The sequence below is a fragment of the Streptomyces sp. NPDC006435 genome (genome assembly GCF_040612315.1).
GTDB lineage: Bacteria > Actinomycetota > Actinomycetes > Streptomycetales > Streptomycetaceae > Streptomyces.
Genome location: NZ_JBEXPY010000058.1, coordinates 1 through 26,005, shown reverse-complemented (window position 1 = coordinate 26,005; position 26,005 = coordinate 1). Strand labels below are relative to the sequence as shown.

The 26,005-nt window shown below is 71.2% G+C and carries 14 protein-coding genes and 1 tRNA gene; 4 read left to right on the top strand and 11 right to left on the bottom strand.

Going from position 1 to position 26,005, the window contains the following annotated elements; genetic code table 11:
• Positions 1-4: 4 nt before the first annotated feature.
• A complete protein-coding gene (locus ABZZ04_RS34740) occupies positions 5-874 on the bottom strand; it encodes an AraC family transcriptional regulator (RefSeq protein ID WP_356936215.1) in 870 nt (289 codons plus the stop codon).
• 91 nt (positions 875-965) lie between these two features.
• On the opposite strand from ABZZ04_RS34740, the gene ABZZ04_RS34735 reads away from it, so the two are divergent.
• From ABZZ04_RS34735 to ABZZ04_RS34725, 3 genes are all read left to right on the top strand, one after another.
• Positions 966-5,621 carry a DEAD/DEAH box helicase gene (locus tag ABZZ04_RS34735; RefSeq protein ID WP_356936214.1) on the top strand — a complete coding sequence of 1,552 codons (4,656 nt, stop codon included), beginning with the start codon at positions 966-968 and terminating at the stop codon, positions 5,619-5,621.
• Positions 5,622-5,705: 84 nt separating this feature from the next.
• Complete coding sequence (locus ABZZ04_RS34730; protein ID WP_356936213.1) at positions 5,706-6,512, top strand: DNA-formamidopyrimidine glycosylase family protein; 807 nt, start codon at positions 5,706-5,708, stop codon at positions 6,510-6,512.
• 64 nt (positions 6,513-6,576) lie between these two features.
• Positions 6,577-7,341, top strand: a complete 765-nt coding sequence (locus ABZZ04_RS34725; RefSeq protein ID WP_356936212.1) for an SDR family NAD(P)-dependent oxidoreductase — start codon at positions 6,577-6,579, stop codon at positions 7,339-7,341.
• A gap of 773 nt (positions 7,342-8,114) precedes the next feature.
• Here the strand turns inward: ABZZ04_RS34725 and ABZZ04_RS34720 are convergent.
• From ABZZ04_RS34720 to ABZZ04_RS34680, 9 genes are all read right to left on the bottom strand, one after another.
• On the bottom strand, positions 8,115-8,306 hold the full coding sequence (locus ABZZ04_RS34720; protein ID WP_356936211.1) for a CsbD family protein: 192 nt from the start codon (positions 8,304-8,306) through the stop codon (positions 8,115-8,117).
• 383 nt (positions 8,307-8,689) lie between these two features.
• Positions 8,690-9,073, bottom strand: a complete 384-nt coding sequence (locus ABZZ04_RS34715; protein ID WP_335933337.1) for a helix-turn-helix transcriptional regulator — start codon at positions 9,071-9,073, stop codon at positions 8,690-8,692.
• Between the two features lie 109 nt (positions 9,074-9,182).
• Positions 9,183-9,692 (bottom strand): CinA family protein, encoded by a 510-nt coding sequence (locus tag ABZZ04_RS34710; RefSeq protein WP_356936210.1) that lies wholly within the window; start codon positions 9,690-9,692, stop codon positions 9,183-9,185.
• A complete protein-coding gene (gene pgsA, locus ABZZ04_RS34705; protein WP_356936209.1) occupies positions 9,689-10,396 on the bottom strand; it encodes a CDP-diacylglycerol--glycerol-3-phosphate 3-phosphatidyltransferase in 708 nt (235 codons plus the stop codon). The genes ABZZ04_RS34710 and pgsA overlap by 4 nt, the downstream gene beginning before the upstream one ends.
• Complete coding sequence (rimO, locus tag ABZZ04_RS34700; RefSeq protein ID WP_356936208.1) at positions 10,393-11,862, bottom strand: 30S ribosomal protein S12 methylthiotransferase RimO; 1,470 nt, start codon at positions 11,860-11,862, stop codon at positions 10,393-10,395. Before rimO ends, pgsA begins: the two co-directional genes overlap by 4 nt.
• A 143-nt stretch (positions 11,863-12,005) precedes the next feature.
• Complete coding sequence (locus ABZZ04_RS34695) at positions 12,006-12,806, bottom strand: RodZ domain-containing protein (RefSeq protein WP_356936207.1); 801 nt, start codon at positions 12,804-12,806, stop codon at positions 12,006-12,008.
• A 207-nt stretch (positions 12,807-13,013) separates the two neighbouring features.
• Positions 13,014-15,800 carry a DNA translocase FtsK gene (locus ABZZ04_RS34690; protein ID WP_356936206.1) on the bottom strand — a complete coding sequence of 929 codons (2,787 nt, stop codon included), beginning with the start codon at positions 15,798-15,800 and terminating at the stop codon, positions 13,014-13,016.
• Between the two features lie 359 nt (positions 15,801-16,159).
• A complete protein-coding gene (locus ABZZ04_RS34685) occupies positions 16,160-16,831 on the bottom strand; it encodes a response regulator (protein ID WP_356936205.1) in 672 nt (223 codons plus the stop codon).
• Positions 16,832-17,075: 244 nt separating this feature from the next.
• Positions 17,076-22,496 carry a HAMP domain-containing protein gene (locus tag ABZZ04_RS34680; RefSeq protein WP_356936204.1) on the bottom strand — a complete coding sequence of 1,807 codons (5,421 nt, stop codon included), beginning with the start codon at positions 22,494-22,496 and terminating at the stop codon, positions 17,076-17,078.
• Positions 22,497-22,897: 401 nt separating this feature from the next.
• On the opposite strand from ABZZ04_RS34680, the gene ABZZ04_RS34675 reads away from it, so the two are divergent.
• Positions 22,898-25,543 (top strand): SpoIIE family protein phosphatase, encoded by a 2,646-nt coding sequence (locus ABZZ04_RS34675; protein ID WP_356936203.1) that lies wholly within the window; start codon positions 22,898-22,900, stop codon positions 25,541-25,543.
• Between the two features lie 92 nt (positions 25,544-25,635).
• Here the strand turns inward: ABZZ04_RS34675 and ABZZ04_RS34670 are convergent.
• A tRNA-Thr gene (locus tag ABZZ04_RS34670) sits at positions 25,636-25,708 on the bottom strand.
• Positions 25,709-26,005: the final 297 nt, after the last annotated feature.

Below are 26,005 nucleotides of genomic sequence, written 5' to 3'. Positions count from 1 at the left end.
AACGCTACGTGGGTCGTTCGGGACCGGTCTTGTACGTTCTTGCGCGTTCGCGCTGGTACGCGCCGGGTGGCACACCCACGATCCGGGTGAAATGACGGTTGAGATGCGGCTGGTCGGTGAAACCGACCAGGACGGCCGCCTCCGCGGGTGCCGTGCCCGCGTCGAGCATCCGGCGCGCGGCGCGCACCCGGGCGTCGGTGAGCCAGGCGTGCGGCGGCATCCCGTATTCCTTCTTGAAGGCCCTCAGCAGTGCGAAGGGGCTGGTCCCCAGCTCCGCGGCCAGCGCGTCGAGGCCGGGCGGCTCCGCCATCCGGCCCTCCAGCACCGCGCGGGCCCGGGCGGCGTCGCGCGCGCCCGCCGAGCGGGGTGTGCGGACCGGCAGCGTGCTGCCGTGCCGGCCGAGCAGCCTGGTGACCATGACCCGCAGCACGGTGTCGGCGGCCAGCGCGTTGCCCTCCTCGGCAGCCCGGTGGACCGCGCCGATCAGCCGGGCCGCGTACGGGTCCACGACACTGGTCTCGGTGAAGCCGACCGTGCCGCGCAGGTTCGTCGTGTCGGCGGCGATGTCGTTGACCACCTGCGCCGACGGGTAGAGCGTGGCGTACACCCAGCCCTCGGGGATGCCCGCGCGGGCGGTGTGCGGAACCTCCGGGTTGATCATGACCACGGTGCCGGGGCCGGCGTGGACGGTGCCGTCCGGCAGCCCGACGTCCTCGACGCCGTGGGTGATGGTGCCGAAGACGTAGCCCTCGTGGCTGTGGCGCGGGAAGGTGTGGCGCACGTACCGGGCACGCAACAGGTCGAGGTCGGGCAGTTCCGCGTACTGCCAGTACCTCGCCCACTCCCCCGATCCGGGCTCCGGTGCGATCGCCATGGGGAAATTCTCGCAGGTCCCGGGCCTGGGCCCCGGATCGGCGGGCAGGACGCCCCGGCCGTTGTCAGTGCCGGGGTGCACGATGGGGGGCATGGCCGGCTCCGTGCTCGACTCGTTCTCCCCCGCGACCCGCGGCTGGTTCTCGGGCGCCTTCAGCGCGCCCACGGCGGCGCAGGAAGGTGCCTGGCGCGCGATCGGCGAGGGTTCGGACGTGCTGGTCGTCGCCCCGACCGGCTCCGGCAAGACCCTCGCCGCGTTCCTCGCCGCGCTGGACGGGCTGGCGTCCGTCCCGCCGCCCGCGGAGACGAAGAAGCGCTGCCGGGTGCTGTACGTGTCGCCGCTCAAGGCGCTCGCGGTCGACGTCGAGCGCAATCTCCGCTCGCCGCTGACCGGGATCCGCCAGGAGTCTGTGCGGCTCGGGCTGCCGGAGCCCGAGGTGCGGGTGGGCATCCGCTCCGGCGACACCCCGGCCGCCGAGCGCCGTTCGATGGCGACCCGGCCGCCGGACATCCTGATCACCACGCCCGAATCGCTTTTCCTGATGCTGACCTCGTCCGCCCGGGAGGCGCTGTCCGGCGTCGAGACGGTGATCCTCGACGAGGTGCACGCCGTGGCGGGTACGAAGCGGGGCGCCCATCTCGCGGTGTCGCTGGAGCGGCTGGACGAGCTGCTGGCGCGGCCCGCGCGGCGGATCGGCCTGTCGGCGACGGTCCGTCCCGTCGACGAGGTGGCGCGCTACCTGTCGCCCCGGCGCAAGGTGGAGATCGTCCAGCCGCCGTCCACCAAGCGGTTCGACCTGTCGGTGGTCGTGCCGGTCGAGGACCTCGGGGAGCTCGGCGGTTCCCCCGCCGCCGACGCCGACGGGCCCGACCGGGCGGACAGGCCGTCGATCTGGCCCCACGTCGAGGAACGGATCGTCGACCTCGTCCAGCAGCACCGCTCCACCATCGTCTTCGCCAATTCCCGGCGCCTCGCGGAGCGGCTGTGCAACCGGCTCAACGAGATCGCGTACGAGCGGCTCACCGGCGAGACGATCTCCGAGTCCCACTCCCCCGCCGAGATCATGGCCGAGTCCGGTGCGGCGAAGGGCGCCCCCGCGCTGCTCGCCCGCGCCCACCACGGCTCGGTGTCCAAGGAGCAGCGGGCCCAGGTCGAGGAGGACCTCAAGGCGGGCCGGCTGCCCGCCGTGGTCGCCACCTCCAGCCTCGAGCTGGGCATCGACATGGGGGCGGTCGACCTCGTGATCCAGGTGGAGTCGCCGCCCTCGGTCGCCTCCGGCCTGCAGCGGGTCGGCCGGGCCGGGCACCAGGTGGGTGCGGTCTCCACCGGTGTGGTCTTCCCGAAGTACCGGGGCGATCTGGTGCAGGCTGCCGTGGTCACCGAGCGGATGCGCGAGGGCGCCATCGAGGCGCTCCGGATCCCGGCCAACCCGCTGGACGTGCTGGCCCAGCAGCTGGTCGCCATGGTCGCCCTGGACAGCTGGCAGGTGGACGACCTGCTGGCCGTGTTCCGCCGCGCCGCCCCCTTCGCCGCCCTGCCCGAGTCGGCGTTCACCGCCGTGCTGGACATGCTCGCCGGCCGCTACCCGTCCGACGCCTTCGCCGAGCTGCGTCCGCGCGTGGTCTGGGACCGGGTGGCGGGGACGGTCACGGGCCGCCCCGGTGCCCAGCGGCTCGCCGTCACCTCCGGCGGGACCATTCCCGACCGCGGGCTCTTCGGGGTCTTCCTCGCGGGCGCCGACCCCAAGAAGGGCGGCGGCCGGGTCGGTGAGCTCGACGAGGAGATGGTGTACGAGTCGCGGGTCGGCGACGTCTTCACGCTGGGCACCACGTCCTGGCGGATCGAGGACATCACCCGTGACCGGGTCCTGGTGTCGCCCGCCCCGGGCGTTCCCGGCCGGCTGCCGTTCTGGAAGGGCGACCAACTGGGCCGTCCGCTGGAGCTGGGGCGCGCGCTGGGGGCGTTCCTCCGCGAGATCGGCGGGCTCTCACCGGAGGACGCCCGCGCACGGCTGCTGGCGGCCGGTCTCGACGCCTGGGCCGCCGACAACACCCTGTCGTACCTCGACGAGCAGCGCCGCTCCTGCGGCCACGTCCCGGACGACCGGACCGTCCTCGTGGAGCGGTTCCGTGACGAGCTGGGCGACTGGCGGGTGGTCGTCCACTCCCCGTTCGGCGCGCAGGTGCACGCCCCGTGGGCGCTGGCGCTCAGCGCCCGTCTCGCCGAGCGGTACGGCATGGACGCCCAGGTGATGCACGCCGACGACGGCATCGTGCTGCGGCTGCCCGACGCCGATCTGATGGGCCTGGACCTGCTGGACTTCGATCCCGCGCAGGACCCCGCCCAGGACCCGGTACCGCCCCCCGGCCTCTCGTACGACAGCGAGCAGCCGCCCGTCGGTGCGGCGGACGTGACGTTCGACCGGGGCGAGATCGGACAGATCGTCACCGACCAGGTCGGCGGTTCGGCGTTGTTCGCCTCCCGGTTCCGCGAGTGCGCGGCCCGCGCCCTGCTGCTGCCGCGCCGCAGCCCCGGCAAACGGACCCCGCTCTGGCAGCAGCGTCAGCGCGCCGCGCAACTCCTCCAGGTCGCCTCCGAGTTCGGCTCCTTCCCGATCGTCCTGGAAGCGGTCCGCGAATGCCTCCAGGACGTCTTCGACGTCCCCGGGCTCACGGAACTCATGGGCGACATCGAGGCACGCCGTGTCCGGCTGGTCGAGGTGACCACCCCGGAGCCCTCGCCCTTCGCCCGCTCCCTCCTGTTCGGCTACGTCGCCCAGTTCCTGTACGAGGGCGACTCGCCCCTGGCCGAGCGGCGGGCCGCCGCCCTCTCCCTCGACTCCCATCTGCTGGCGGAGCTCCTCGGCCGGGCGGAGCTGCGCGAACTGCTCGACGCGGACGTCCTGACCGAGCTGGAGCGGGAGCTCCAGTGGCTGACGGAGGACCGCAGGGTCAAGGACGCCGAGGGCGTCGCCGATGTTCTCCGGGTCCTCGGCCCGCTCACCGACGCGGAGCTGGCCGGGCGCGGCGCCCATCCGGACTGGGCGCCGGAGCTGGCCGCCGCCCGCCGGGCCGTCCGGGTCCGGATCGCCGGAGTGGACCACTGGGCCGCGATCGAGGACGCGGGACGCCTGCGGGACGCGCTGGGCACCGCCCTCCCGGTCGGCGTCCCCGAGGCGTTCACCGAACCGGTGAAGGACCCCCTGGGCGACCTCCTCTCCCGGTACGCCCGTACGCACGGCCCGTTCACCTCCGCCGGGGCCGCCGCCCGGTTCGGTCTGGGCACGGCCGTCACGGACGGGGCGCTGCAACGGCTCTCGGCGTCCGGCAGGATCGTCCAGGGCGAGTTCCATCCGGCCGGCATCGGCCAGGAGTGGTGCGACGCCACCGTGCTGCGCCGACTGCGCCGCCGTTCGCTCGCCGCCCTCCGGCACGAGCTGGAACCGGTCCCGTCCGCCGCCCTCGCAGGCTTCCTTCCGCAGTGGCAGCACCTGGGCAGCAACAGCCTGCGCGGAATCGACGGGCTGGCCCGCGCCGTCGAGCAGTTGCAGGGGGCGCCCGTCCCGGCGTCGGCGCTGGAGAAGCTGATCCTGCCGGGCCGGGTGACGGGCTACACCCCGGCGCTGCTCGACGAGCTGACCACCACCGGCGAGATCGTCTGGGCCGGTGCCGGCGCCCTGCCGGGCAAGGACGGCTGGCTGTCCCTCTACCCCGCCGACAGCGCGCCGTTGCTGCTCCCGCCCCCGCACCCGCTCGAACTCGGCGCGTTGCACGAATCCGTCCTGACCGCCCTGACCGGCGGATACGGACTGTTCTTCCGGCAGATCGCCGACCAGGTCCGCGCCACCACGCACCCGGACTGCACCGATCCGCAACTGGCCGACGCCATCTGGGACCTGGCCTGGTCGGGCCGGCTCACCAACGACACACTGGCGCCGCTGCGTTCGCTCCTGGGTTCCGGCCGCACCGCCGGGTCGACGGCCCACCGCGCCAGACGGAACGTCCCGCGCGGACGCTACGGATCGCTCACCACCGCCCCCCGGCCCGCCTCGCGGACGGGCCCGCCGACCGTCTCGGGCCGCTGGTCCCTGCTGCCCACCGCCGAGCCCGACCCCACGCACCGCGCGCACGCCCTGGCCCGTACGCTCCTGGACCGCCACGGGGTGGTCACCCGCGGCGCGGTCCAGGCCGAAGGGGTCGAGGGCGGCTTCTCCGCGGCGTACCGCGTCCTCTCCGCCTTCGAGGACAACGGGCAGGCCCGGCGCGGCTACGTCGTCGAGGGACTGGGGGCGGCCCAGTTCGCGATGGACGGCGCGGTCGACCGGCTGCGCGCCACGTCCACCGCCCTCGACCGTGCGGAGCCCGGTGCCGTGCCGCGCGCCCTGGTCCTCGCGGCGGCGGATCCGGCCAATGCCTACGGTGCGGCACTGCCCTGGCCCGAGCCGCCGGACGGTGCCGGGCACAAACCAGGCCGTAAGGCCGGTGCCCTGGTGGTCCTGGTCGGCGGCGAGCTGACGCTGTACATGGAGCGCGGCGGCAAGACGCTGCTGGCCTGGCCCACCGATCCGGACGACCCCGCCCTCCTCGCGGCGGCCGGGGCGCTGGCGGCGGCGGCCCGTGCGGGGGCCCTCGGCACGGTCATGGTGGAGCGCACCAACGGCGCCTCGGCCCTGACCTCTCCCCTGGGCCGCACGCTGGAGGCGGCCGGCTTCCTCGCGACCCCCAGAGGACTCCGTCTGCGCGCCTGAACCCCCGACGGCCGAGCCCCATGCCCGGCCGACTGCGGGGACGCGCCCGGTCGGCCGCGGAGGCACGCCCCGCATCATGGAGGCATGCCCGAAGGAGACACCGTCCTGCAGACCGCCGAGCGTCTGCGCGCCGCGCTGGCCGGCCGAACCCTGACCCGTTTCGACCTGCGAGTGCCCCGGTTCGCCACCGCCGACCTCACCGGCCGGACGGTGCTGGGCGCCGTTCCGCGCGGCAAGCACATCCTCGTCCGGTTCGAGGGCGACCTCACCCTGCACAGCCACCTCCGGATGGACGGGGCCTGGCACGTCCACGCCGCGGGTGAGCGTTGGCGCGGCGGCCCCGCCCATCAGATCCGCGCCGTCCTCGCCAACGCGCGGCACACCGCGGTCGGTTACCGGCTGCCCGTGCTCGAACTGCTCCGCACCCGGGACGAGGAGAAGGCCGTCGGCCATCTCGGTCCCGATCTGCTGGGGCCCGACTGGGACTCCGGGAGGGCCCTGCGCAATCTGCTCGCCGACCCCGACCGTCCCCTCGGGGAAGCCCTGCTGGACCAGCGCAACCTGGCCGGAATCGGCAACATCTACAAGGCCGAGCTCTGTTTCATGGCCCGCGTCACCCCTTGGCTCCCGGTCGGAGAACTGCCCGCCCCCGTCGCCACCCGCCTGGTCACAACGGCCAAACAGCTCCTCGAAGCCAACCGCGACCGCCCCGTGCGCACCACCACGACCGCACGGACCGCGCCACGCGGACAGGGCCCGAGGGATCGGCTCTGGGTCCACGGCAGGGCCGACCGTCCCTGTCTGCGTTGCGGCACCCCCGTCCGCGTCGCGGATCAGGGCACCCGCCCCACCTACTGGTGTCCGCGCTGCCAGTCGGGCCCCACGGGCTGAGGCCCGCCCGAAAGCCCCGCACCACCAGTTGACGGGCCGTCAGATTCAGTCGTACCGTCCGGGCATGCCCCGCATCGCGTACGACCTCACGGACCGCACCGCGTTCGTCACCGGCGCGGCGAGCGGCATCGGCCGCGCCTGCGCCCTTCTGATCGCGGCCGCGGGCGCCACCGTGCACTGCGCCGACCGTGACGAGAAGGGCCTGGTGGAGACCCGGGACCTGATCACCGCGGCGGGCGGCACGTCCCGCACCCACGTCCTCGACGTCACCGACAGCGACCGGGTCCGCGCGGCGGTGGCCGCCGCGGGCGACCTGGACGTCCTGGTCGCCGTCGCCGGGGTCATGCACACGAGCAGCGTCCTCGACACCGCGGACGAGGACCTCGATCGTGTGCTCGCGGTCAACTTCAAGGGCGTTCTGTACGTCTGCCGGGAAGTGGCGCGCGGCATGATCGCGCGCGGCGCACCGGGTTCCCTGGTCACCATGGCCTCGGGGGCGGTCGACGCCGCCGCTCCGGGACTGCTCTGCTACAGCGCGGCCAAGGCGGCGGTCGTCCAGCTGACCAGGACCCTCGCGACCGAGCTGGGGCCGCACGGCATCCGGGTCAACGCCGTCGCCCCGGGCTGGATCCGTACGCCCATGACAGCCCGCCACGACGCGGAGCAGCAGCACCGGACGGAGGCCGCGATGGCGCGGATCTCACCGCTCGGAAGGGTCGGCGAACCCGAGGACGTCGCCCACACCGTGCTTCATCTCGCCTCCGACGCGTCGGCCTTCATGACCGGCCAGATCCTCCGCCCGAACGGCGGCGTAGCCATGCCCTGGTGATGCGCCGACCGCGCACCGCGTACCGCACGCCCACGGAATGCCAGTGCCGCGCCCACCCCACCGCAGCGACCGGCCACCGCCCCATGCCCCCGCCCGTGCCCTCGACACCGGGGACGTTCGGGACCATGCGCCTGCCGGCCCTGCGCATCCCCGCCGACCGGGCGGCCACATGCACGGGCAGCAGGCTCAGTCCCCATCCGCCCGCCGCCACCGCACCCTCGACGAGCCCCGTATGGGCCGGTTCCAGCACGAGCCGCAGCACGGCCCACCACCACACCCCGCCGAGAACGAGCGCCGGCACCCATCGCCGTACCATGGCTGCCTCCTCCGGCCGAACCTAGTGCGGCGCGTTCATCGGCGGGAGGGCGCATCGGGGTGCGCCACCGGCGCCCCGTTCGCAGCTGCGGACCGTTGCGCGCTCTCGCCCCGAAGCCCCCGAAGCCCTCGTGAAGCCCCTGAAAGCCCCGCAGAGCTCCTTGGAGCCCCGCAGAGCCCGAGAATCCCGAAACACGCCGCCCACCCTCGCGGCCCGGGTCCGGCCGGGCCCGTACGACCTGCCACCGTCCCGTTCTCCGCAGTCTCACCCGACACCGCCCGCACCGCATCCGCTCCGGAGCGGAACGAACCGCACCACTCCCTCCCGGACCCCGCGCGGAACAGCCCCGGACCCCGCGCGGAACAGCCCGGCCGCCCGCACCGGGACCGTGCGGGAGCCCCCGCCCCGACATCACCGAGCCCCCACCGCATCGGGTGGGGGCTCGGCGCGAGCGAGGTCAGCGCTCGTCGTCGCGAAGTGAGCCCTTCATGTCCTTCGCCCGCTTCTCGGCGTCGCTCATGGCGCTCTTGGCCTGACCCTTGGCCTGGTCCATCTTGCCCTCGGCCTGCTTGCGCTGGTCGCCGGTCATCTTGCCCATGGCTTCCTTGGCCTTGCCCTTGATCTTGTCCTTGGCGCCTTCGTCGACCATTGCGACTCCTTCGGGAGGTAGCGGCAGCGCTCCGCGCCGTTCCTGACGGAGCGGGGCGCGGCTGGACAGGTGCAGGATCCTGCACCCGGACGGGGTGGAGCCGGTGCAGATTCCTGCACGCGAGCGGACGGCGCGAGCCGTCCCGGGCTCAGCGGGCTCTCTCGTCCCGAACATTCACCCACGGGGGAACGAGTGCCACAAATCGGTCACCGGGGAATCACCCCGCCACGCCCCGGGAAGAACCCGCCGGAAAGAACCCGTCCCACCGCCCACACCCCGGCGGGCACACGGGAAAGGCCGGGCAGGCGCAGGGAACATGCAGAAGCCCCGGCCGTCCCTCCAGGGGACGACCGGGGCTTCGACGCCAGGCCCGACCGGGTGGATCAGGCGGCGACGACATCCACCGCTTCCGTGGGCGCCTTGATGGTCACCCGGCCCGTCGGCACACCTGCCACCGACGTCACGGAGACGGAATTGAGCATTGGCCGCACCGGTACGGGGACCGGATCACTGGCTGCTGCCGACTCGGCCAGTTCGGCCAGCGACAGCTCATCGCTCACTTCACGCATGAGCTCGGACATCCGTACATCAAGCGCGTCGCAAATGGCGGAGAGCAGTTCGGAGGATGCCTCCTTCTGCCCCCGCTCCACCTCGGAGAGATAGCCGAGCGAGACTCGGGCGGACGAGGAGACTTCGCGCAGAGTACGGCCTTGGCGCTGGCGCTGCCGACGCAGCACGTCACCAAGCAGGCGACGGAGCAGAATCATCGGTGGCTCCCTCCTCGGACCGCGTAGCCGCATCCTTCACGCCCCACCGTACCGCCTTGCGCCGCGGCCGTGCGGGGAGCGATGTCGTGTTCACTCAGGGCTGCAAACATCAATTCCCCCCGTTCTGTTCCGTATCCTGTGCCCTTGCGTTCTTGCCGAGTTCGGCGGACAGCAATGCGAGCACGCTGCGCACGCTCTCTTTACGGATGTCCGCCCGCCCGCCGTTCAATCGCAGCGCGGCCATTTTCTCCGCGCCGCCCGGCCCGGCCACCGCAACATAGACCGTGCCGACGGGCTTGCCGTCCTGCGGATCGGGACCCGCGACCCCGGTGGTCGCCATCCCCCAGTCCGCCCCCAGCACACGGCGTACACCGATCGCCATCTGCCGTGCCACCTCCGGGTCGACCGCCCCGCGCTCCGCCAGCAGGGTGCCGTCGACGCCCAGCACGTCCCGCTTCAGGGGCGTCGCGTACGCCGTCACGGACCCTCGGAAGGAACGCGAGGCACCGGGCACGGACGTCAGCTCCGCCGCCACCAGACCGCCGGTCAGCGACTCGGCGACGGCGAGTGTCTCGCCCCGCCCCGTGAGCAGCTCCAGCACCCTGGCCGCGGCAGTCACCGCTCGGCCTCCGCCGAGTCACGGTCGTCCCGGGCCCCGGCGGCCCGCGCGGCTTCCGCCCGCTCGGCAGCGAGTCCCCGACGGCGCAGCACGACGGCCTGACGCACGTAGTCGAGTCCGGTGACGACCGTCAGCACGACGGCCACCGCCATCACCCAGAAGCGCAGGGTGGCGAGCGGACCGGTCAGCGCCAGAACATACATCCCGACGGCCGTTCCCTGCGCCAGGGTTTTCATCTTCCCGCCGCGACTGGCCGGAATCACCGCATGCCGTATCACCCAGAAACGCATCAGCGTGATGCCGAGCTCGCGGAAGAGGATGACGCCCGTGACCCACCAGGGCAGGTCCCCGAGGTACGACAGGCAGATCAGCGCCGCGCCCATGATCGCCTTGTCCGCGATCGGGTCGGCGATCTTCCCGAAGTCGGTGACCAGGTTGTACGTGCGTGCCAGGTGGCCGTCGAACAGGTCGGTGATCATCGCGATGGCGAAGGCCGCCCAGGCGAAGGACCGCCATACCGGGTCGTACCCGCCGTTGTGCAGCAGCAACATGACGAAGCCGGGCACCAGGACCAGCCGCAGCATGGTGAGCAGATTGGCGATGTTCCACAGGCTGGCCTGATTCACGGCCGCCGCGCCCAGCTTGCCGCCGCGGACCGGCTTCGTGCCGGATCCACCTGCCGCGGATGCCGGGGCTCCCGTCATCTGGCCGCCTCCACGAGTTCGGAACACTCGGCCACCAGGTCCACTCCTTCGGTGCCCACAACCTTTGCCTCGACCATAAGGCCGGGAACGAGGCCCTCGCGTGTGGTGAAGAGCACCTGCCCGTCCGTCTCGGGAGCCTGGTGCGCCGCGCGCCCCACCGCCCCGTCCTCGTCGTCCACGGACTCGACCAGCACCTGGAGGGACTCCCCGAGGCGCTCCTCGGCGCGCTGCGAGGTCAGCTCCTCGGCCAGCTGCGAGATGTGCGCGAGCCGCTCCGCGATGACGTCGGCGTCCAGCTTGTTGTCGTAGCCGACCGCCTCGGTGCCCTCCTCGTCGGAGTAGCCGAAGACGCCGATGGCGTCGAGCCTGGCGCCGGTGAGGAAGCGTTCCAGCTCCGCGAGGTCGGCCTCGGTCTCGCCGGGGAAGCCCACGATGAAGTTGGAGCGGGCACCGGCCTGCGGGGCCTTGCTCCGGATGGTGTCCAGGAGCTCCAGGAACCGGTCGGTGTCCCCGAAGCGCCGCATCGCCCGCAGCACGCCGGGCGCCGAGTGCTGGAACGACAGGTCGAAGTAGGGCGCGACCTTGGGCGTCGAGGTCAGTACGTCGATGAGGCCGGGCCGCATCTCGGCCGGCTGCAGGTAGCTGACCCGGATCCGCTCGATGCCCTCGACGTCGGCGAGCTCCGGCAGCAGCGTCTCCAGCAGCCGGATGTCGCCGAGGTCCTTGCCGTAGGAGGTGTTGTTCTCGGAGACCAGCATCACCTCCTTGACGCCCTGCTCGGCCAGCCAGCGGGTCTCCTGGAGCACGTCCGAGGGGCGCCGCGAGATGAAGGACCCGCGGAAGGACGGAATCGCGCAGAAGGAGCAGCGGCGGTCGCAGCCGGACGCGAGCTTCACGGAGGCGACGGGGCTGGTGCCCAGCCGTCGGCGCAGGGGCGCCCGGGGGCCGGAGACCGGGGCCACGCCCTCGGGGAGGTCCTCGGGGGCCGGGGCCGCCTCCTGGGCGTGCCCCGGCAGCGCCACGGCGGCGTCCTGCCGCTCGGCCGGGCTGATCGGCAGCAGCTTGCGGCGGTCGCGCGGGGTGTGCGAGGCGTGGATGCCGCCGTTGAGGATGGTCTGGAGGCGGTCCGAGATGTCGGCGTAGTCGTCGAAGCCGAGCACTCCGTCCGCTTCGGGCAGGGCCTCGGCGAGGTCCTTGCCGTAGCGCTCGGCCATGCAGCCGACGGCGACCACGGCCTGGGTTCTGCCGTGGTCCTTCAGATCGTTCGCTTCGAGCAGGGCGTCGACGGAGTCCTTCTTGGCGGCTTCGACGAATCCACACGTGTTGACGACGGCGACATCGGCGTCGGAGGCATCCTGGACGAGCTCCCAGCCGTCCGCTGCCAAGCGGCCTGCAAGCTCCTCCGAGTCCACCTCGTTACGGGCGCAGCCAAGGGTGACAAGGGCGACGGTACGGCGTTCGGGCATGGACTCAAGACTACTTTGTCCCGGCACTGGCCCTGCCGCGCAGGGTTGCGCCGTCGCTCCGGGTGACGAAAGCGGCGGGCACCCGGCCATCGGCCGGGTGCCCGCCTGGTACGGACGGCGCCCGAAATACGGTCGTGTACGCGTCAGCCGACCGCGGGGTCACCCTTCGTGTACGAAAGCCGTTCGACCTGGCCGGGCTGGAACTCGTCCTCGACCTTCTTGCCGTTCACGAAGAGCTCGATCGAGCCGGCGTTCCCGAGAACGAGGTCGACCCGCTCCTGGTCCTGGAAGGTCTTGGACTGGCCCTGGAGCAGCAGACCGTCGAAGAGGAGCCGGCCGTTGTGGTCCTTGGCCGAGATCCAGCTCTTGCCCTGGTTGGCGCTGAGCCGCACGGTCACCTTGTCCCTGGGGGCCGCGGCGATAGCGCTGTCGGACGGTTCCGGCTTGGGATCGACGGGCTTGCCGGTCTTCGGGGCGGGGGTCTTCTTGTCGGGCGTCGAGCCCTCGGCGACCTGGGTGGCCGCGGTGTCGTCGTCGCCGCCCTTGAAGGCGGTGAAGCCGACGAAACCGACGACGGCGACGATCGCCGCGACCATGGCCGCCGTCCAATTGGGCCGACGGGGTTCGGAACGGATGCGTTCGGCTTCGAACAGCGGTGCCGCGGGCGTGGGCGCGGGACGGCCGCCGTGCTCGGCGTCGTACTGCGAAACCAGCGGTTCCGGATCGAGTCGGACGGCACGCGCCAACGTACGGATATGGCCGCGGGCGTACACGTCGCCGCCGCAGCGGGAGAAGTCGTCCGCTTCGATCGCGTGCACGATGGGGATGCGCACCCGGGTGGACGAACTGATCTCTTCGACCGTGAGACCTGCGGCGATGCGAGCCTGCTGAAGCACTCGACCGATCGAAGGCCGGTCGTCTTCGGGGGAGTTGCCGATGGACACGGGGGCGCCTTTCGAGCGTGAGCCACCTGCTGGGTGTTCAGTCTAGGGGGGGTACGAAAGGGTGGGGCAACCGGGAGGAAGGACTTTGTCCTCCATCGGAATCGAACATCGCCCCGAATCTGCCGGACCACCCTGGGGAAGGACAATTCTGCCGTCCTTCCCCTCAAGTTGACGTACGACCCGACGAAACGGTTGCCCGTACTTCCACTACTGGGCGGATTCCCCGCGGATCAGTGCCAACACCCCGTCCAGCTCGTCCGGTTTCACCATGACGTCGCGCGCCTTGGAACCCTCGCTCGGTCCGACGATGTTCCGCGACTCCATCAGGTCCATCAGCCGGCCGGCCTTGGCGAAGCCGACCCGCAGCTTGCGCTGGAGCATCGAGGTGGAGCCGAACTGGGTGGAGACGACCAGTTCGGCGGCCTGGCAGAGCAGGTCGAGGTCGTCGCCGATGTCCTCGTCGATCTCCTTCTTCTGCTTCGTGCCCACCACGACGTCGTCGCGGAAGACCGGGGCCATCTGGTCCTTGCAGTGCTGGACGATGGCCGCGACCTCGTCCTCGGTGACGAAGGCGCCCTGCATACGGGTGGGCTTGTTGGCCCCCATGGGCAGGAACAGGCCGTCGCCCTTGCCGATGAGCTTCTCCGCGCCGGGCTGGTCCAGGATGACCCGGCTGTCGGCCAGCGAGGAGGTGGCGAAGGCGAGCCGGGAGGGCACGTTCGCCTTGATCAGACCGGTGACGACGTCGACCGACGGCCGCTGGGTCGCCAGCACCAGGTGGATGCCGGCGGCGCGGGCCAGCTGGGTGATGCGGACGATGGCGTCCTCCACGTCGCGCGGGGCGACCATCATCAGATCCGCGAGCTCGTCGACGATCACCAGCAGGTACGGGTAGGGCGAGAGCTCGCGCTCGCTGCCCTCCGGCGGCTTGACCTTGCCGTTGCGGACGGCCTGGTTGAAGTCGTCGATGTGCCGGTACCCGAACGCGGCGAGGTCGTCGTACCGCAGGTCCATCTCCCGCACGACCCATTGGAGGGCCTCGGCGGCGCGCTTCGGGTTGGTGATGATCGGCGTGATCAGGTGCGGGATGCCCTCGTACGCGGTCAGCTCGACGCGCTTGGGGTCGACCAGGACCATGCGGACGTCGTCCGGGGTCGCCCGCACCATGATCGAGGTGATCAGGCAGTTGATGCAGGACGACTTGCCGGAACCGGTCGCACCGGCCACCAGCACGTGCGGCATCTTCGCCAGGTTGGCCATCACGTAGCCGCCCTCGACGTCCTTGCCGAGCGCGACGAGCATCGGGTGGTCGTCCTCGGCGGCGTCCGCCAGGCGCAGCACGTCACCGAGGTTGACCATCTCCCGGTCGGTGTTGGGGATCTCGATGCCGACCGCGGACTTGCCCGGGATCGGGGAGATGATCCGGACGTCGGGGCTGGCGACGGCGTACGCGATGTTCTTGGCGAGCGCGGTGATCCGCTCGACCTTCACCGCGGGGCCGAGCTCCACCTCGTACCGCGTGACCGTCGGGCCGCGGGTGAAGCCGGTGACGGCGGCGTCGACCTTGAACTCGGTGAAGACGTTCGTCAGCGCGGCGACGATCGCGTCGTTGGCGGCGCTGCGGGTCTTGCCGGGTCCGCCGCGCTCCAGCAGGTCGAGCGAGGGCAGCGAGTAGGTGATGTCGCCGGAGAGCTGGAGCTGCTCGGCGCGGGCCGGCAGCGGCTGGGACTGCGAGTCGGGGACGGACTTCGTCAGGTCGGGCACGCCGCCCGGAGGCGTCGCCTGCTTCCCCCCTCCGAAGGAGGGTTCGCCCTCCCTGGCGCCGGGCACCGGTGTGCCCGGACGCTCGCGCTCGACGGAGACGCCCTGCGTGAGATCGGCGACGAGCGGCGAGGGCGGCATTCCGTTGAGCACGGCCCCGTCGAGCGCGGCGGCCGCGGCGGCGGCCACGTCCACCGCGTCCATGGTGCGGTTCGTCGCGGGCTGCGCGACGGCCTTGCGCGGCTTGCGGCGCCTGGAGAGCGCCTCGGCCTCGGCCTGGTCGGGGTCGTACTCGGCGGGTGCCTCGGAGCGGCGGGCCGTGGAACGGCGGGAGCGTGCGGGCAGTGCCTCGCGCCACTGCTCGTCGTAGCGCTCGTCGTCGTTCTCCTCGTCCTCCTCGGGGTCGTGCGCGGGCTGGATGAGACCCAGCCTGGTGCCGAGCAGCCGGAGGCGCTGCGGGATGGCGTTCACCGGGGTGGCGGTGACGACCAGCAGCCCGAAGACGGTGAGCAGGAGCAGCAGGGGGACGGCGAGGACCTCGCCCATCGTGTGGATCAGCGGTTTGGAGGCCGCCCAGCCGATGAGCCCGCCGGCGTCCTGCATCGCGGTGGTGCCGTCGTCCCGGCCGGGCGCACCGCACGCGATGTGCACCTGTCCGAGCACCCCGACGACCAGGGCGGACAGTCCGATGACGATGCGGCCGTTGGCCTCGGGCTTCTGCGGGTAGAGGATCAGCCGTACGGCGATGGCGCCGAGCAGTATCGGCACGAGCAGGTCGAGCCTGCCGAAGGCGCCGGTGACGAGCATCTCCACGAGGTCGCCGACGGGACCGCGCAGGTTCGACCAGGTGCCCGCGGCGACGACGAGGGCGAGGCCGAGCAGCAGCAGCGCGACGCCGTCCTTGCGGTGTGCGGGGTCGAGCCCCTTGGCGCCGCGGCCTATGCCGCGGAGCATCGCTCCGACGGCATGGGCCGCACCGAGCCAGACGGCGCGCGCCACCCGGTACACACCGGCGGTGGGCGACGGCGCGGGTTTGGGCGCGGCGGCTTTCTTGGCCACCGCCTTCTTGGCGGGTGCCTTCTTCGCGGGCGCGGTCTTCTTCGCGGCGGGTTTCTTCGCGGGCGCGGCTTTCTTCACCGGAGCGGCTTTCTTGGCCGGCCCCGGGGTACGGCCGGCGCGCTTCGCGGTGCCCGCCGTGCCCTGGGAACCCTTGCCGGACGTACGTGAGGCCATGGTGCCGAGGTTACCTGTGTCGACAGCCGTGAACACGTGTGCCTGCCGCTTCACCCGTCCGTGTCGCTGTACGGAGGACGCGAACTGACGCGGCCTCACTGCCGGAGGCCAGGATTCCGCACTTTCCGCACGAGGGACCGACGGGAACGGCCGAGTGGGAAGGAGAGTTGGGCCGGAGTCCCGGCAACCGCCCTTCCCCGGCCGGAAGTCGTGTCGCACGGCCGCGGCGTCACGTTCTCGAACCGTCGGCGACCGAACCGCCGACGACCGGTGACCGCCCACGCCCCGGCCGTACGGCGTCGCACGACGCGCTCGGCCCGCTCACCGACGATCACGGCCGCGGCCGCGCGCGTACGGCGTCAGGAGGGAAGGGGACTGCCGCTTCCCGTACCGGGCTCTAGGGCGTCGAGCGCCCGGCGCAGCCCGGTCAGCTTGCGCTCCAGATGAGCGGCGGTGGCCACCGCCGCGGCGTCCGCGGACTCGTCGTCCAGCTGCTTGGAGAGCGCCTCGGCCTGCTCCTCGACGGCCGCGAGCCGCGCCGAGAGTTCGGCCAGCAGCCCGGCGGGCTCCCGGCCCTGGTCGTCCGTGCCGGTGTCGCCCTCCAGCTGGAGCCGCAGCAGCGCCGCCTGTTCGCGCAGCTTGCAGTTCTTCGTGTACAGCTCGACGAAGACCGAGACCTTGGCCCGCAGCACCCACGGGTCGAACGGCTTCGAGATGTAGTCCACCGCGCCCGCCGCGTAACCCCGGAAGGTGTGGTGCGGACCGTGGTTGATCGCAGTGAGAAAGATGATCGGGATGTCCCGGGTCCGCTCCCGCCGCTTGATGTGCGCGGCGGTCTCGAAACCGTCCATGCCCGGCATCTGGACGTCCAGCAGAATGACCGCGAAGTCGTCCGTGAGCAGCGCTTTGAGCGCTTCCTCCCCTGACGATGCCCGTACCAGTGTCTGATCGAGCGCAGAGAGGATGGCCTCCAGCGCCAGCAGATTCTCCGGCCGGTCATCGACCAGGAGGATCTTGGCCTTCTGCACCATGGCCCGTCCTCCTCGCCCCGGAATCGCACCGGGCGCCGCCCCAGGGGACGACTCCCTTGCGCCGTCCGTCCTTGTGCCGGTCATGGTAGCCGCACCCCGACCGTCGCCACACCCTGTCACCGCGATGTCACTGTGCACGCAGAAGAAACGCGGCGGGAGACCAGAAGGTTCCCCGCACGCCGCGTCCTCACACCTCTACGAGCACAACCGATCAGCAACTCATCACATTTCTCTCCACTAACGATCACTCTCCCCGCATCCACTGCTCCATGACGGAGAGAAGGTGATCGGGATCGACGGGCTTGGTGACGTAGTCGGAAGCACCGGATTCGATCGCCTTCTCCCGGTCCCCCTTCATCGCCTTCGCGGTCAGCGCGACGATCGGCAGCCCGGCGAACTGCGGCATCCGGCGGATCGCCGTCGTCGTGGCGTACCCGTCCATCTCCGGCATCATGATGTCCATCAGTACGACCGTCACATCGTCGTGCTGCTCCAGGACTTCGATGCCCACCCGGCCGTTCTCCGCGTAGAGCACCGTGAGGCCGTGCTGCTCCAGCACGCTGGTGAGCGCGAAGACGTTGCGGATGTCGTCGTCGACGATCAGCACCTTCTCGCCGCGGAACCGGAACGTCCTGCGGACCTCCGGCTCCTCCTGCCCGGCGAGCGCCCACGGCTCCGGCTCGGCCGTCGGCGCGGCGGTCCTCGGCGGCAGTGCGGGGCGGCGCTCCACGGCGCCCGCGCTCCTGCGGCGGTACGGCGCCACCCCGGCCGCGCCGGACGGCTCCGGCGCCGCGGTCGTCCGGTCCGGTCCGGAACCGATCTCCGGGAGCCCGCCCTCCACGGCCTCGGCGCCGGCGTCTCCGGGGCCGATCTGCGGGTACCCCTGCGGCGGCAGCTCGCCCGGGTGCAGCGGCAGGTAGAGCGTGAACGTCGAACCGCGGCCCGGCTCGCTCGCCGCGTGGATCTCACCGCCCAGCAGCCGGGCGATCTCCCGGCTGATGGACAGCCCGAGCCCCGTACCGCCGTACTTGCGGCTGGTCGTGCCGTCCGCCTGCTTGAACGCCTCGAAGATCACCAGCATCTTGCTGGAGGCGATCCCGATGCCCGTGTCGGTGACCGAGAAGGCGATCAGCCCGGCGTCTGCCTCGGTCAGCGAGCCGGCTTCCAGGAGCTGTTCCCGGATCGCGTTCGGAACGTCCTTGTCGGCGCGCCGGATCACCAGCTCGACCGCCCCGCTGTCGGTGAACTTCACCGCGTTGGACAGCAGGTTGCGCAGCACCTGCAACAGCCGCTGCTCGTCCGTGTTCAGAGTCGCGGGGAGCTCCGGCGAGACCCGTACGGAGAAGTCGAGCCCCTTCTCCGCGGTGAGCGGCCGGAAGGTCGCCTCCACGTAGTCGACCAGCTGGACCAGTGCGATCCGGGTCGGGCTGACGTCCATCTTGCCCGCCTCGACCTTCGTCAGGTCGAGGATGTCGTTGATCAGCTGGAGCAGGTCGGAACCGGCCCCGTGGATCGTCTCGGCGAACTCCACCTGCTTCGGGGAGAGGTTCCCCTCCGCGTTGTCCGCGAGCAGCTTGGCCAGGATGAGCAGCGAGTTGAGCGGCGTGCGCAGTTCGTGCGACATGTTCGCCAGGAACTCGGACTTGTAGCGCATCGAGACGGCGAGCTGCTCGGCGCGCTCCTCCAGGACCTGCCGGGCCTCTTCGATCTCGGTGTTCTTGACCTCGATGTCGCGGTTCTGCCGGGCCAGCAGCTCGGCCTTCTCCTCCAGCTCGGCGTTGGACTCCTGGAGCGCCTTCTGCCGGTTCTCCAGCTCCTTCGACCGGTCCCGGAGCTGCTCGGCCAGCTTCTGCGACTGTTCGAGAAGCTTCTCGGTCTTCGTGTTGACGCTGATGGTGTTGACGCTCGTCGCGATCATCTCGGCGAGCTGATTGAGGAAGTCCCGCTGGATGTGGGTGAACGGCTGGAACGACGCCAGCTCGATCACGCCGAGGACCTTCCCCTCGAAGAGCACCGGAAGCACGATCACGTGCGCGGGCGGCGCCTCGCCGAGGCCGGAGGAGATCTTCAGGTACCCCGGCGGGACGTTGTCCACCTGGATGGTCCGCTTCTCCTCCGCGGCCGTGCCGATGAGCGTCTCGCCGGGCCGGAACGACGTCGGCATCGAGCCCGCCGAATACCCGTAACTGCCCCTCATCCGGAGCTCGTACGCGTTGTCCTCGTCGCTGTCGACGCCCACCGCTTCGGTGTCGCCGGTGGGCATCGCCAGGAAGAACGCGCCGTGCTGCGCGGAGACGACCGGGGTCAGCTCGCTCATGATCAGCGAGGCCACGTCGTCGAGGTCGCGGCGCCCCTGCATCAGGCCGGAGATCCGGGCCAGGTTGCCCTTGAGCCAGTCCTGTTCCTTGTTGGTCGCCGTGGTGTCACGCAGGTTGGCGATCATCGTGTTGATGTTGTCCTGCAGGGCCTGGATCTCGCCCGCCGAGTCCACGTCGATCTTCAGGTTGAGATCGCCCCGGGTCACCGCCGTGGCGACGGCCGCGATGGCCCGCACCTGACGGGTGAGGTTGCCGGCCATCTCGTTCACCGACTCGGTCAGGTCGCGCCAGGTGCCGTCGACGTCCCGGACCCGGGCCTGGCCGCCCAACTGCCCCTCCGTGCCCACCTCACGGGCCACCCGGGTCACCTGCTCGGCGAACGAGGACAGCTGGTCCACCATCGTGTTGATGGTGTTCTTCAGCTCCAGGATCTCGCCGCGCGCGTCGATGTCGATCTTCTTGGTGAGGTCGCCCTTGGCGATCGCCGTGGTGACCGCGGCGATCTGGCGCACCTGACCGGTCAGGTTGGACGCCATCGAGTTCACCGACTCGGTGAGGTCCTTCCACGTGCCGAAGACGCCCGACACCTGCGCCTGGCCACCCAGTTCGCCCTCCGTGCCCACCTCGCGGGCGACCCGCGTCACCTCGTCGGCGAACGAGGACAGCGTCTTCACCATCGTGTTGACGGTCTCGGCCAGTTCGGCGACCTCGCCGCGCGCCTCGACGGTGACCTTCTTCGTCAGGTCTCCGTTGGCGACGGCGGACGAGACCCGGGAGATGTTGCGCACCTGGCTGGTCAGATTGTTGGCCATCAGGTTGACGTTGTCGCTGAGGTCCTTCCAGATGCCGGTCGCGCCGCGCACCCGGGCCTGCCCTCCGAGGATGCCCTCGGTACCCACCTCGCGGGCCACCCTGGTCACCTCGTCGGCGAAGTTGAGCAGCTGGTCGACCATCGTGTTGACGGTCGTGACCAGTTCGAGGATCTCGCCCTTGGCGTCGACGGTGATCTTCTTGGAGAGGTCCCCGTTGGCGACCGCGGTGGTGACCTCGGCGATGTTGCGGACCTGAAGGGTCAGGTTGTTCGCCATGCCGTTGACGGACTGGGTGAGGTCCTTCCACGTACCGGACACGCCCTGCACCTCGGCCTGGCCGCCGAGGATGCCCTCCGTGCCCACCTCGCGGGCCACCCGGGTCACCTGCTCGGCGAAGTTCGAGAGCTGGTCCACCATCGTGTTGAGGACGTTCTTCAGCTCCAGGATCTCGCCCCGGGCGTCCACGTCGATCTTCTGCGACAGGTCGCCCCGCGCCACCGCCGTGGCGACCTGCGCGATGTTGCGGACCTGGGCGGTGAGATTGCCGGCCATGCCGTTCACGGAGTCGGTCAGATCGCGCCACACCCCGGCCACGCCGGGCACCTGCGCCTGGCCGCCGAGCCGTCCCTCCGTGCCCACGTCACGGGCCACCCGAGTCACCTGCTCGGCGAAGGCGGACAGCTGGTCGACCATCGTGTTGATGGTGTTCTTCAGTTCCAGGATCTCACCGCGCGCGTCCACGTCGATCTTCTGCGACAGGTCGCCCTGCGCCACCGCCGTGGTCACCTGGGCGATCTGGCGCACCTGGGAGGTCAGGTTCCCCGCCATGAAGTTGACGGAGTCGGTGAGGTCCTTCCACGTGCCGGACACGCCGTCCACCTCGGCCTGGCCGCCGAGCCGCCCCTCCGTGCCCACGTCGCGCGCCATCCGCGTCACCTGGTCGGCGAACGAGGAGAGCTGCGCCACCATCGTGTTGACGGTGTTCTTCAGCTCCAGCATCTCGCCCGCGACGTCGACGGTGACCTTCCGCGACAGGTCACCGTTGGCCACCGCGGTCGTCACCTGCGCGATGTCGCGGACCTGCCCGGTGAGGTTGCGGAACGCCGCGTTCACCGAGTCGGTGAGGTCCTTCCAGGTGCCCGCCGCGCCCGGCACCTCCGCCTGGCCGCCGAGCCGCCCCTCGATGCCGACCTCACGGGCCACCCGGGTCACTTCCGAACCGAAGGCCTGGAGCTGGTCGACCATCGTGTTGACGGTGTTCTTCAGCCGGAGCATCTCGCCGGCCACGTCGACGGTGACCTTCCGCGACAGGTCACCGTTGGCCACCGCCGTGGTCACCTGCGCGATGTCGCGGACCTGGGTCGTCAGGTTCCGGAAGACCGTGTTCACCGAGTCGGTGAGGTCCTTCCAGGTGCCCGCCGCGCCCGGCACCTTGGCCTGGCCCCCGAGCAGGCCCTCGCCGCCGACCTCGCTGGCCACCCGGGTCACCTCGTCGGCGAAGATCCGCAGCGTGTCGGTCATCTGGTTGATGGTCTCGGCCAGCTGCGCGACCTCGCCGCGGGCGCTCACCGTGACCTTCTGGGTCAGGTCGCCGTTGGCCACGGCCGTGGTGACCTCGGCGATCCCGCGCACCTGGGAGGTGAGGTTCCCGGCCATCGTGTTGACGGAGTCGGTGAGGTCCTTCCACACCCCGGCCACCCCGGGCACGGTCGCCTGGCCGCCCAGTTCGCCCTCCGTGCCCACCTCACGGGCGACCCGCGTCACCTCGGAGGAGAACGAGGACAGCTGGTCGACCATCGTGTTGACGGTGTTCTTCAGCTGAAGCATCTCGCCGGCCACATGGACGGTGACCTTCCGCGACAGATCGCCCTTGGCGACCGCCGTCGTCACGAGAGCGATGTCCCGCACCTGCGCGGTCAGCCGGTACGCCATGGTGTTCACGGAGTCCGTGAGGTCCTTCCACGACCCGGACATCCCGCGCACCTGGGCCTGCCCGCCCAGCTTGCCCTCGGTGCCGACCTCGACCGCGACCCGCGTCACCTGCTCGGTGAACGCCGACAGCTGGTCGACCAGGCTGTTGACCGTACGGGCGACCTTGAGGAACTCGCCCCGCAGCGGCCGCACCGTCTCGTCGGCCGTGTGCGACCGCAGTTCCATCCGCTGTTCGAGATCACCGTCGGCCACCGCCGACAGCACCCGCCCGACCTCCGAGACCGGGCGGGCCAGATCGTCGACCAGTGCGTTGGAGGCGTCGATCGCGGCGGCCCAGGAGCCCTCGCAGGCACCGGTCTCCAGCCGTTCGGTGAGCTTCCCCTCACGCCCCACCACCCGCCGCACCCGGGCCAGCTCGTTGGTGAGGTGGAGATTGCGGTCGGCGACCTCGTTGAAGACCGCCGCGATCTCCGCCATCGGGCCGTCGCCCGAGACGGTCAGACGCCTGCGGAAATTGCCGTCGCGCATCGCCACCAGGCCCGCCAGCAGCCTGTTGAGCGCCGCCGCGTCGACGTCGATGGTTCCATTGCGCTGCTTCTTCACGGACTGTCCGCCTTTTGTGCGCGTACTCGTTCCCCGCGCCGCCACGCCAGACTCCACCGTGTCCCTCCCGCAGGGGTTGACCGTATAGCTCGGGTCCTGTCTGGGAACTTGCCCAGTTCTTCTTCGGCTCATCGCCACTGCCCACCGTCGACGGGTGACCATGCGGACGTCAAATCGTTGAAACGTACCAGGCGCGATACGGGTGGGGGGCAACCTCCGGAGGCTGTCCCCCGTCCCTCTGGCCAAAAGCCCACACTTGTTCGGTCATCTGTCCGTTCCTGCCCGGTCCTGCCCGAAGTCGGCCCTCGTGTACCCGGCACCGAGGCCGAGCGTCTAGCCTGGCAGGCGAATCGAAGCGGCGAGAAACGGGCACAGGACTCGGGGAAGCGACGAGACACCATATGGGGAGTGCTGTGATCACCGCGCGTGCGGCCGCCACCTTCGACCCGGTCGGGCGCTCCGTCGCGACCGCCCGTGCCTTCGTCCGGGACACCCTCCAGGGGTGGGGCTACGCGGATGTCGTCGACGACGCGGTCGTCCTCACCAGCGAGCTGGTGACCAACGCCGTGATCCACGCGGGCACCGCCGCGGACGTGCTGTGCCTGCGTACCGAGGACGGCGTCCGGATCGAGGTCTCCGACCACTATCCGGAACGCGAGATCCCGCTCCAGAGCACGGGGCCCGACTACGCCGGCCCGGACCGGGAGAACGGCCGCGGTCTGCTGCTCTGCGCGGCGCTCGCCACCCGGTGGGGCGTGGAGTACTCGCCCGCCCGCAAGCACGTCTGGTTCCAGCTCGACCTTCCCGAACGCCCGGTGGGCATCCGCTCCGCCGGTCCCCTGCTCCCCGTGGGCCTGCTCCCGGTCGCCGACGAGCGCGTCCGGGTCGCCGTCGTCCAGATCGACCGCTCCGGCTCCATCGCGGCGTGGAACGAGGACGCCACGTTCCTCTTCGGCCACGCCCCGGACCAGGTCACCGGGAAGCAGCTCACCGACTTCACGGCCTGGCCCCAGACGCCCGGCACCAACACGGGCATCGTCGACGCCCTCCAGCTCTCGCGCTGGGAGGGCAGTTACGGGATCCGGGGCGCCGACGGACGCGTCGTCCCCGTATACGCCTCGCACCTGCGGGTCCGGGACACCCACGGCGAGCCCTCCACCGTCTGTCTGCTCGTCCGCGACTACGAGCGCGCCGTGCTCCAGTCCCCGGCCCGCACGCCGGTGTCCGACGTGAACGTCGAGAGCGGCAAGACCGACCCGTTCGAGATCTTCATCGGCTCCCCCGCCCCGGACGACCTCGACGGCCTGCTCCAGCGCACGGTCGAGCGGGCTCGCGACATGCTGGACGCCGATTCGGCCTTCCTGCTGCTGGCCACGGACGACGAGACGGAGCTGGAGGTACGGGCCACCACGGGTCTGCCCTCGGCCCGCCAGCGTTTCGCCCGGGTGCCGGTGGAGGCCGGAACGGGCCGGTACGGCTCCGCCCGGATGCCCGCCGTCCACGAGGACCTCGACAACGTCCCGGGCGCGGTCCCCCTGCTCAACGGCACCGGAATGCGTTCCGTCGTCACCGTGCCGCTGAAGGTCGAGGGCCGGCTCACGGGCTCCCTGGGAGTCGCCGCCGAGGCCGCCGGACGCTACTCGAACGAGGAGGCGCTGCGCCTCCAGTTCGCCGCCGACCGCATCGCGCTGGCCGTCGAGTCGGCCCGCCTGGGCGAGTTGGAACGCCTCCGCCGCGGTTCCCTGTCCTTCCTGGTCGAGGCGTCCGACCTGCTCGCCGGCACCCTCGACCGGGACCAGACCCTGGCGCTGATGGCCCAGATGACGGTCCCCACTCTGGCCACCTGGTGTGCCGTCTACACGATCGCCGACCAGGCCTCGGAGCCCTACCTCTCCTATGTGCTGCACGAGGACGAGGAACGCATCGACGGTCTCAAGGCCCTGCTCTCCAGGATCGCTCCCCCGGACCCCGTGCCGACTCCCGGCGCCCGCGTCTGGACGGCCCCCTCCGAGGCCGCCCACCAGGCCGCCATGCGTACTTCGATGCGCACGCTGGGGCTCGGCGAGACCGGCAGGCTGGGCGAGCCGGGCAGCCTCGGCTCCGGCATCCGCATGACGCTCGCCACCGCGGCCGCGGTGGGCGGCGAGACGGTGGTCCTGCCGCTCGTCGCCCGCAACCGCGTCATCGGCATGCTCACGCTCGGGAAGCCCTCCGACGACCATTTCCGCCAGGAGATCCTGGAGCTGGCCGAGGACCTGTCCCGGCGGGCCGCCCTCGCCCTCGACAACGCCCGCCTGTACTCGGAGCGCATGGCGATCAGCCAGTCCCTGCAACGCAGCCTGCTGCCGCCGGGGCTGCCCGAGGTCCCCAATGTCGAGATCGAGGTCATCTACCGCGCGGCGGGCGAGGGCAACGAGGTCGGCGGCGACTTCTACGACGTCTTCCCGATCCGTGACGGCGCCTACGGCTTCGCCATCGGCGACGTCTGCGGCACGGGTCCGGAGGCCGCGGCCGTTACGGGTCTCGCCCGCCATGCCCTGCGCCTCCTCGCCCGTGAGGGCTTCGGCGGCCCCGCCGTCCTGGAACGGCTGAACGCCGCCATCCTGGACGAGGGTTCCCGCAGCCGCTTCCTCACCCTTCTGTACGGCGAGTTGTGGCCCCAGGAGGACGGCAGCGCCCTTCTGAAGGTGGTCTGCGCGGGGCACCCGTTGCCGCTGCGCCTGCGCCAGGACGGCTCGGTCGAGTCGGCCGCCGAGCCGCAGCCCCTGCTGGGTGTCATCGAGGATCTCGAACTGTACGAGCAGACGGTCACCCTCGCCCCTGGCGATGTCCTGCTGTGTGTGACGGACGGCGTCACGGAACGCCGCGAGGGCTCCCGCATGCTGGGCGACGACGGCCTGGCGGACGTCCTGGCCACGTGCACCGGTCTGACGGCGGGTGCGGTGGCGGCACGCATCCTGCGGGCCGTCGAGCGCTTCGCCGCCGAGCCGGCCTCGGACGACATGGCCATCCTCGCCATGCGCGTCCCCGAGCCGCCCACCGCCTGACCCCGCTCATCGGAAGGCCCCCGTGGCCTCCGGCAATGAGCCGTTCAATGCGAAAGGCCCCCGCCATCAGGCGGGGGCCTTTCGTTTTCCAGAGCCCCAATGCGGAATCGAACCGCAGACCTTCTCCTTACCATGGAGACGCTCTACCGACTGAGCTATTGGGGCCTGCTGCGCTGTGCAACGAGATAAAGCATACCCTGAACTCGGGGATGCTCAAAACCACTGATCGCAGTCGCCTCTGACGGGCTCTCACCGGGCGTCGGCACACCCCCGCACCACCCCCCGTACGACACGATCCGCAGGCCGGGCAGCACAGCGGCCGGCCCCGAACCGGCCCCAGCCGAACGGGAAATGGCACAAGGTGAACTCACGAGGTGGGTGGTGAACGCAGGAAAGCCCCGTACCTTGCGGTACGGGGCTTTCCCGGAAAAATTGTTCGGCGGCGTCCTACTCTCCCACAGG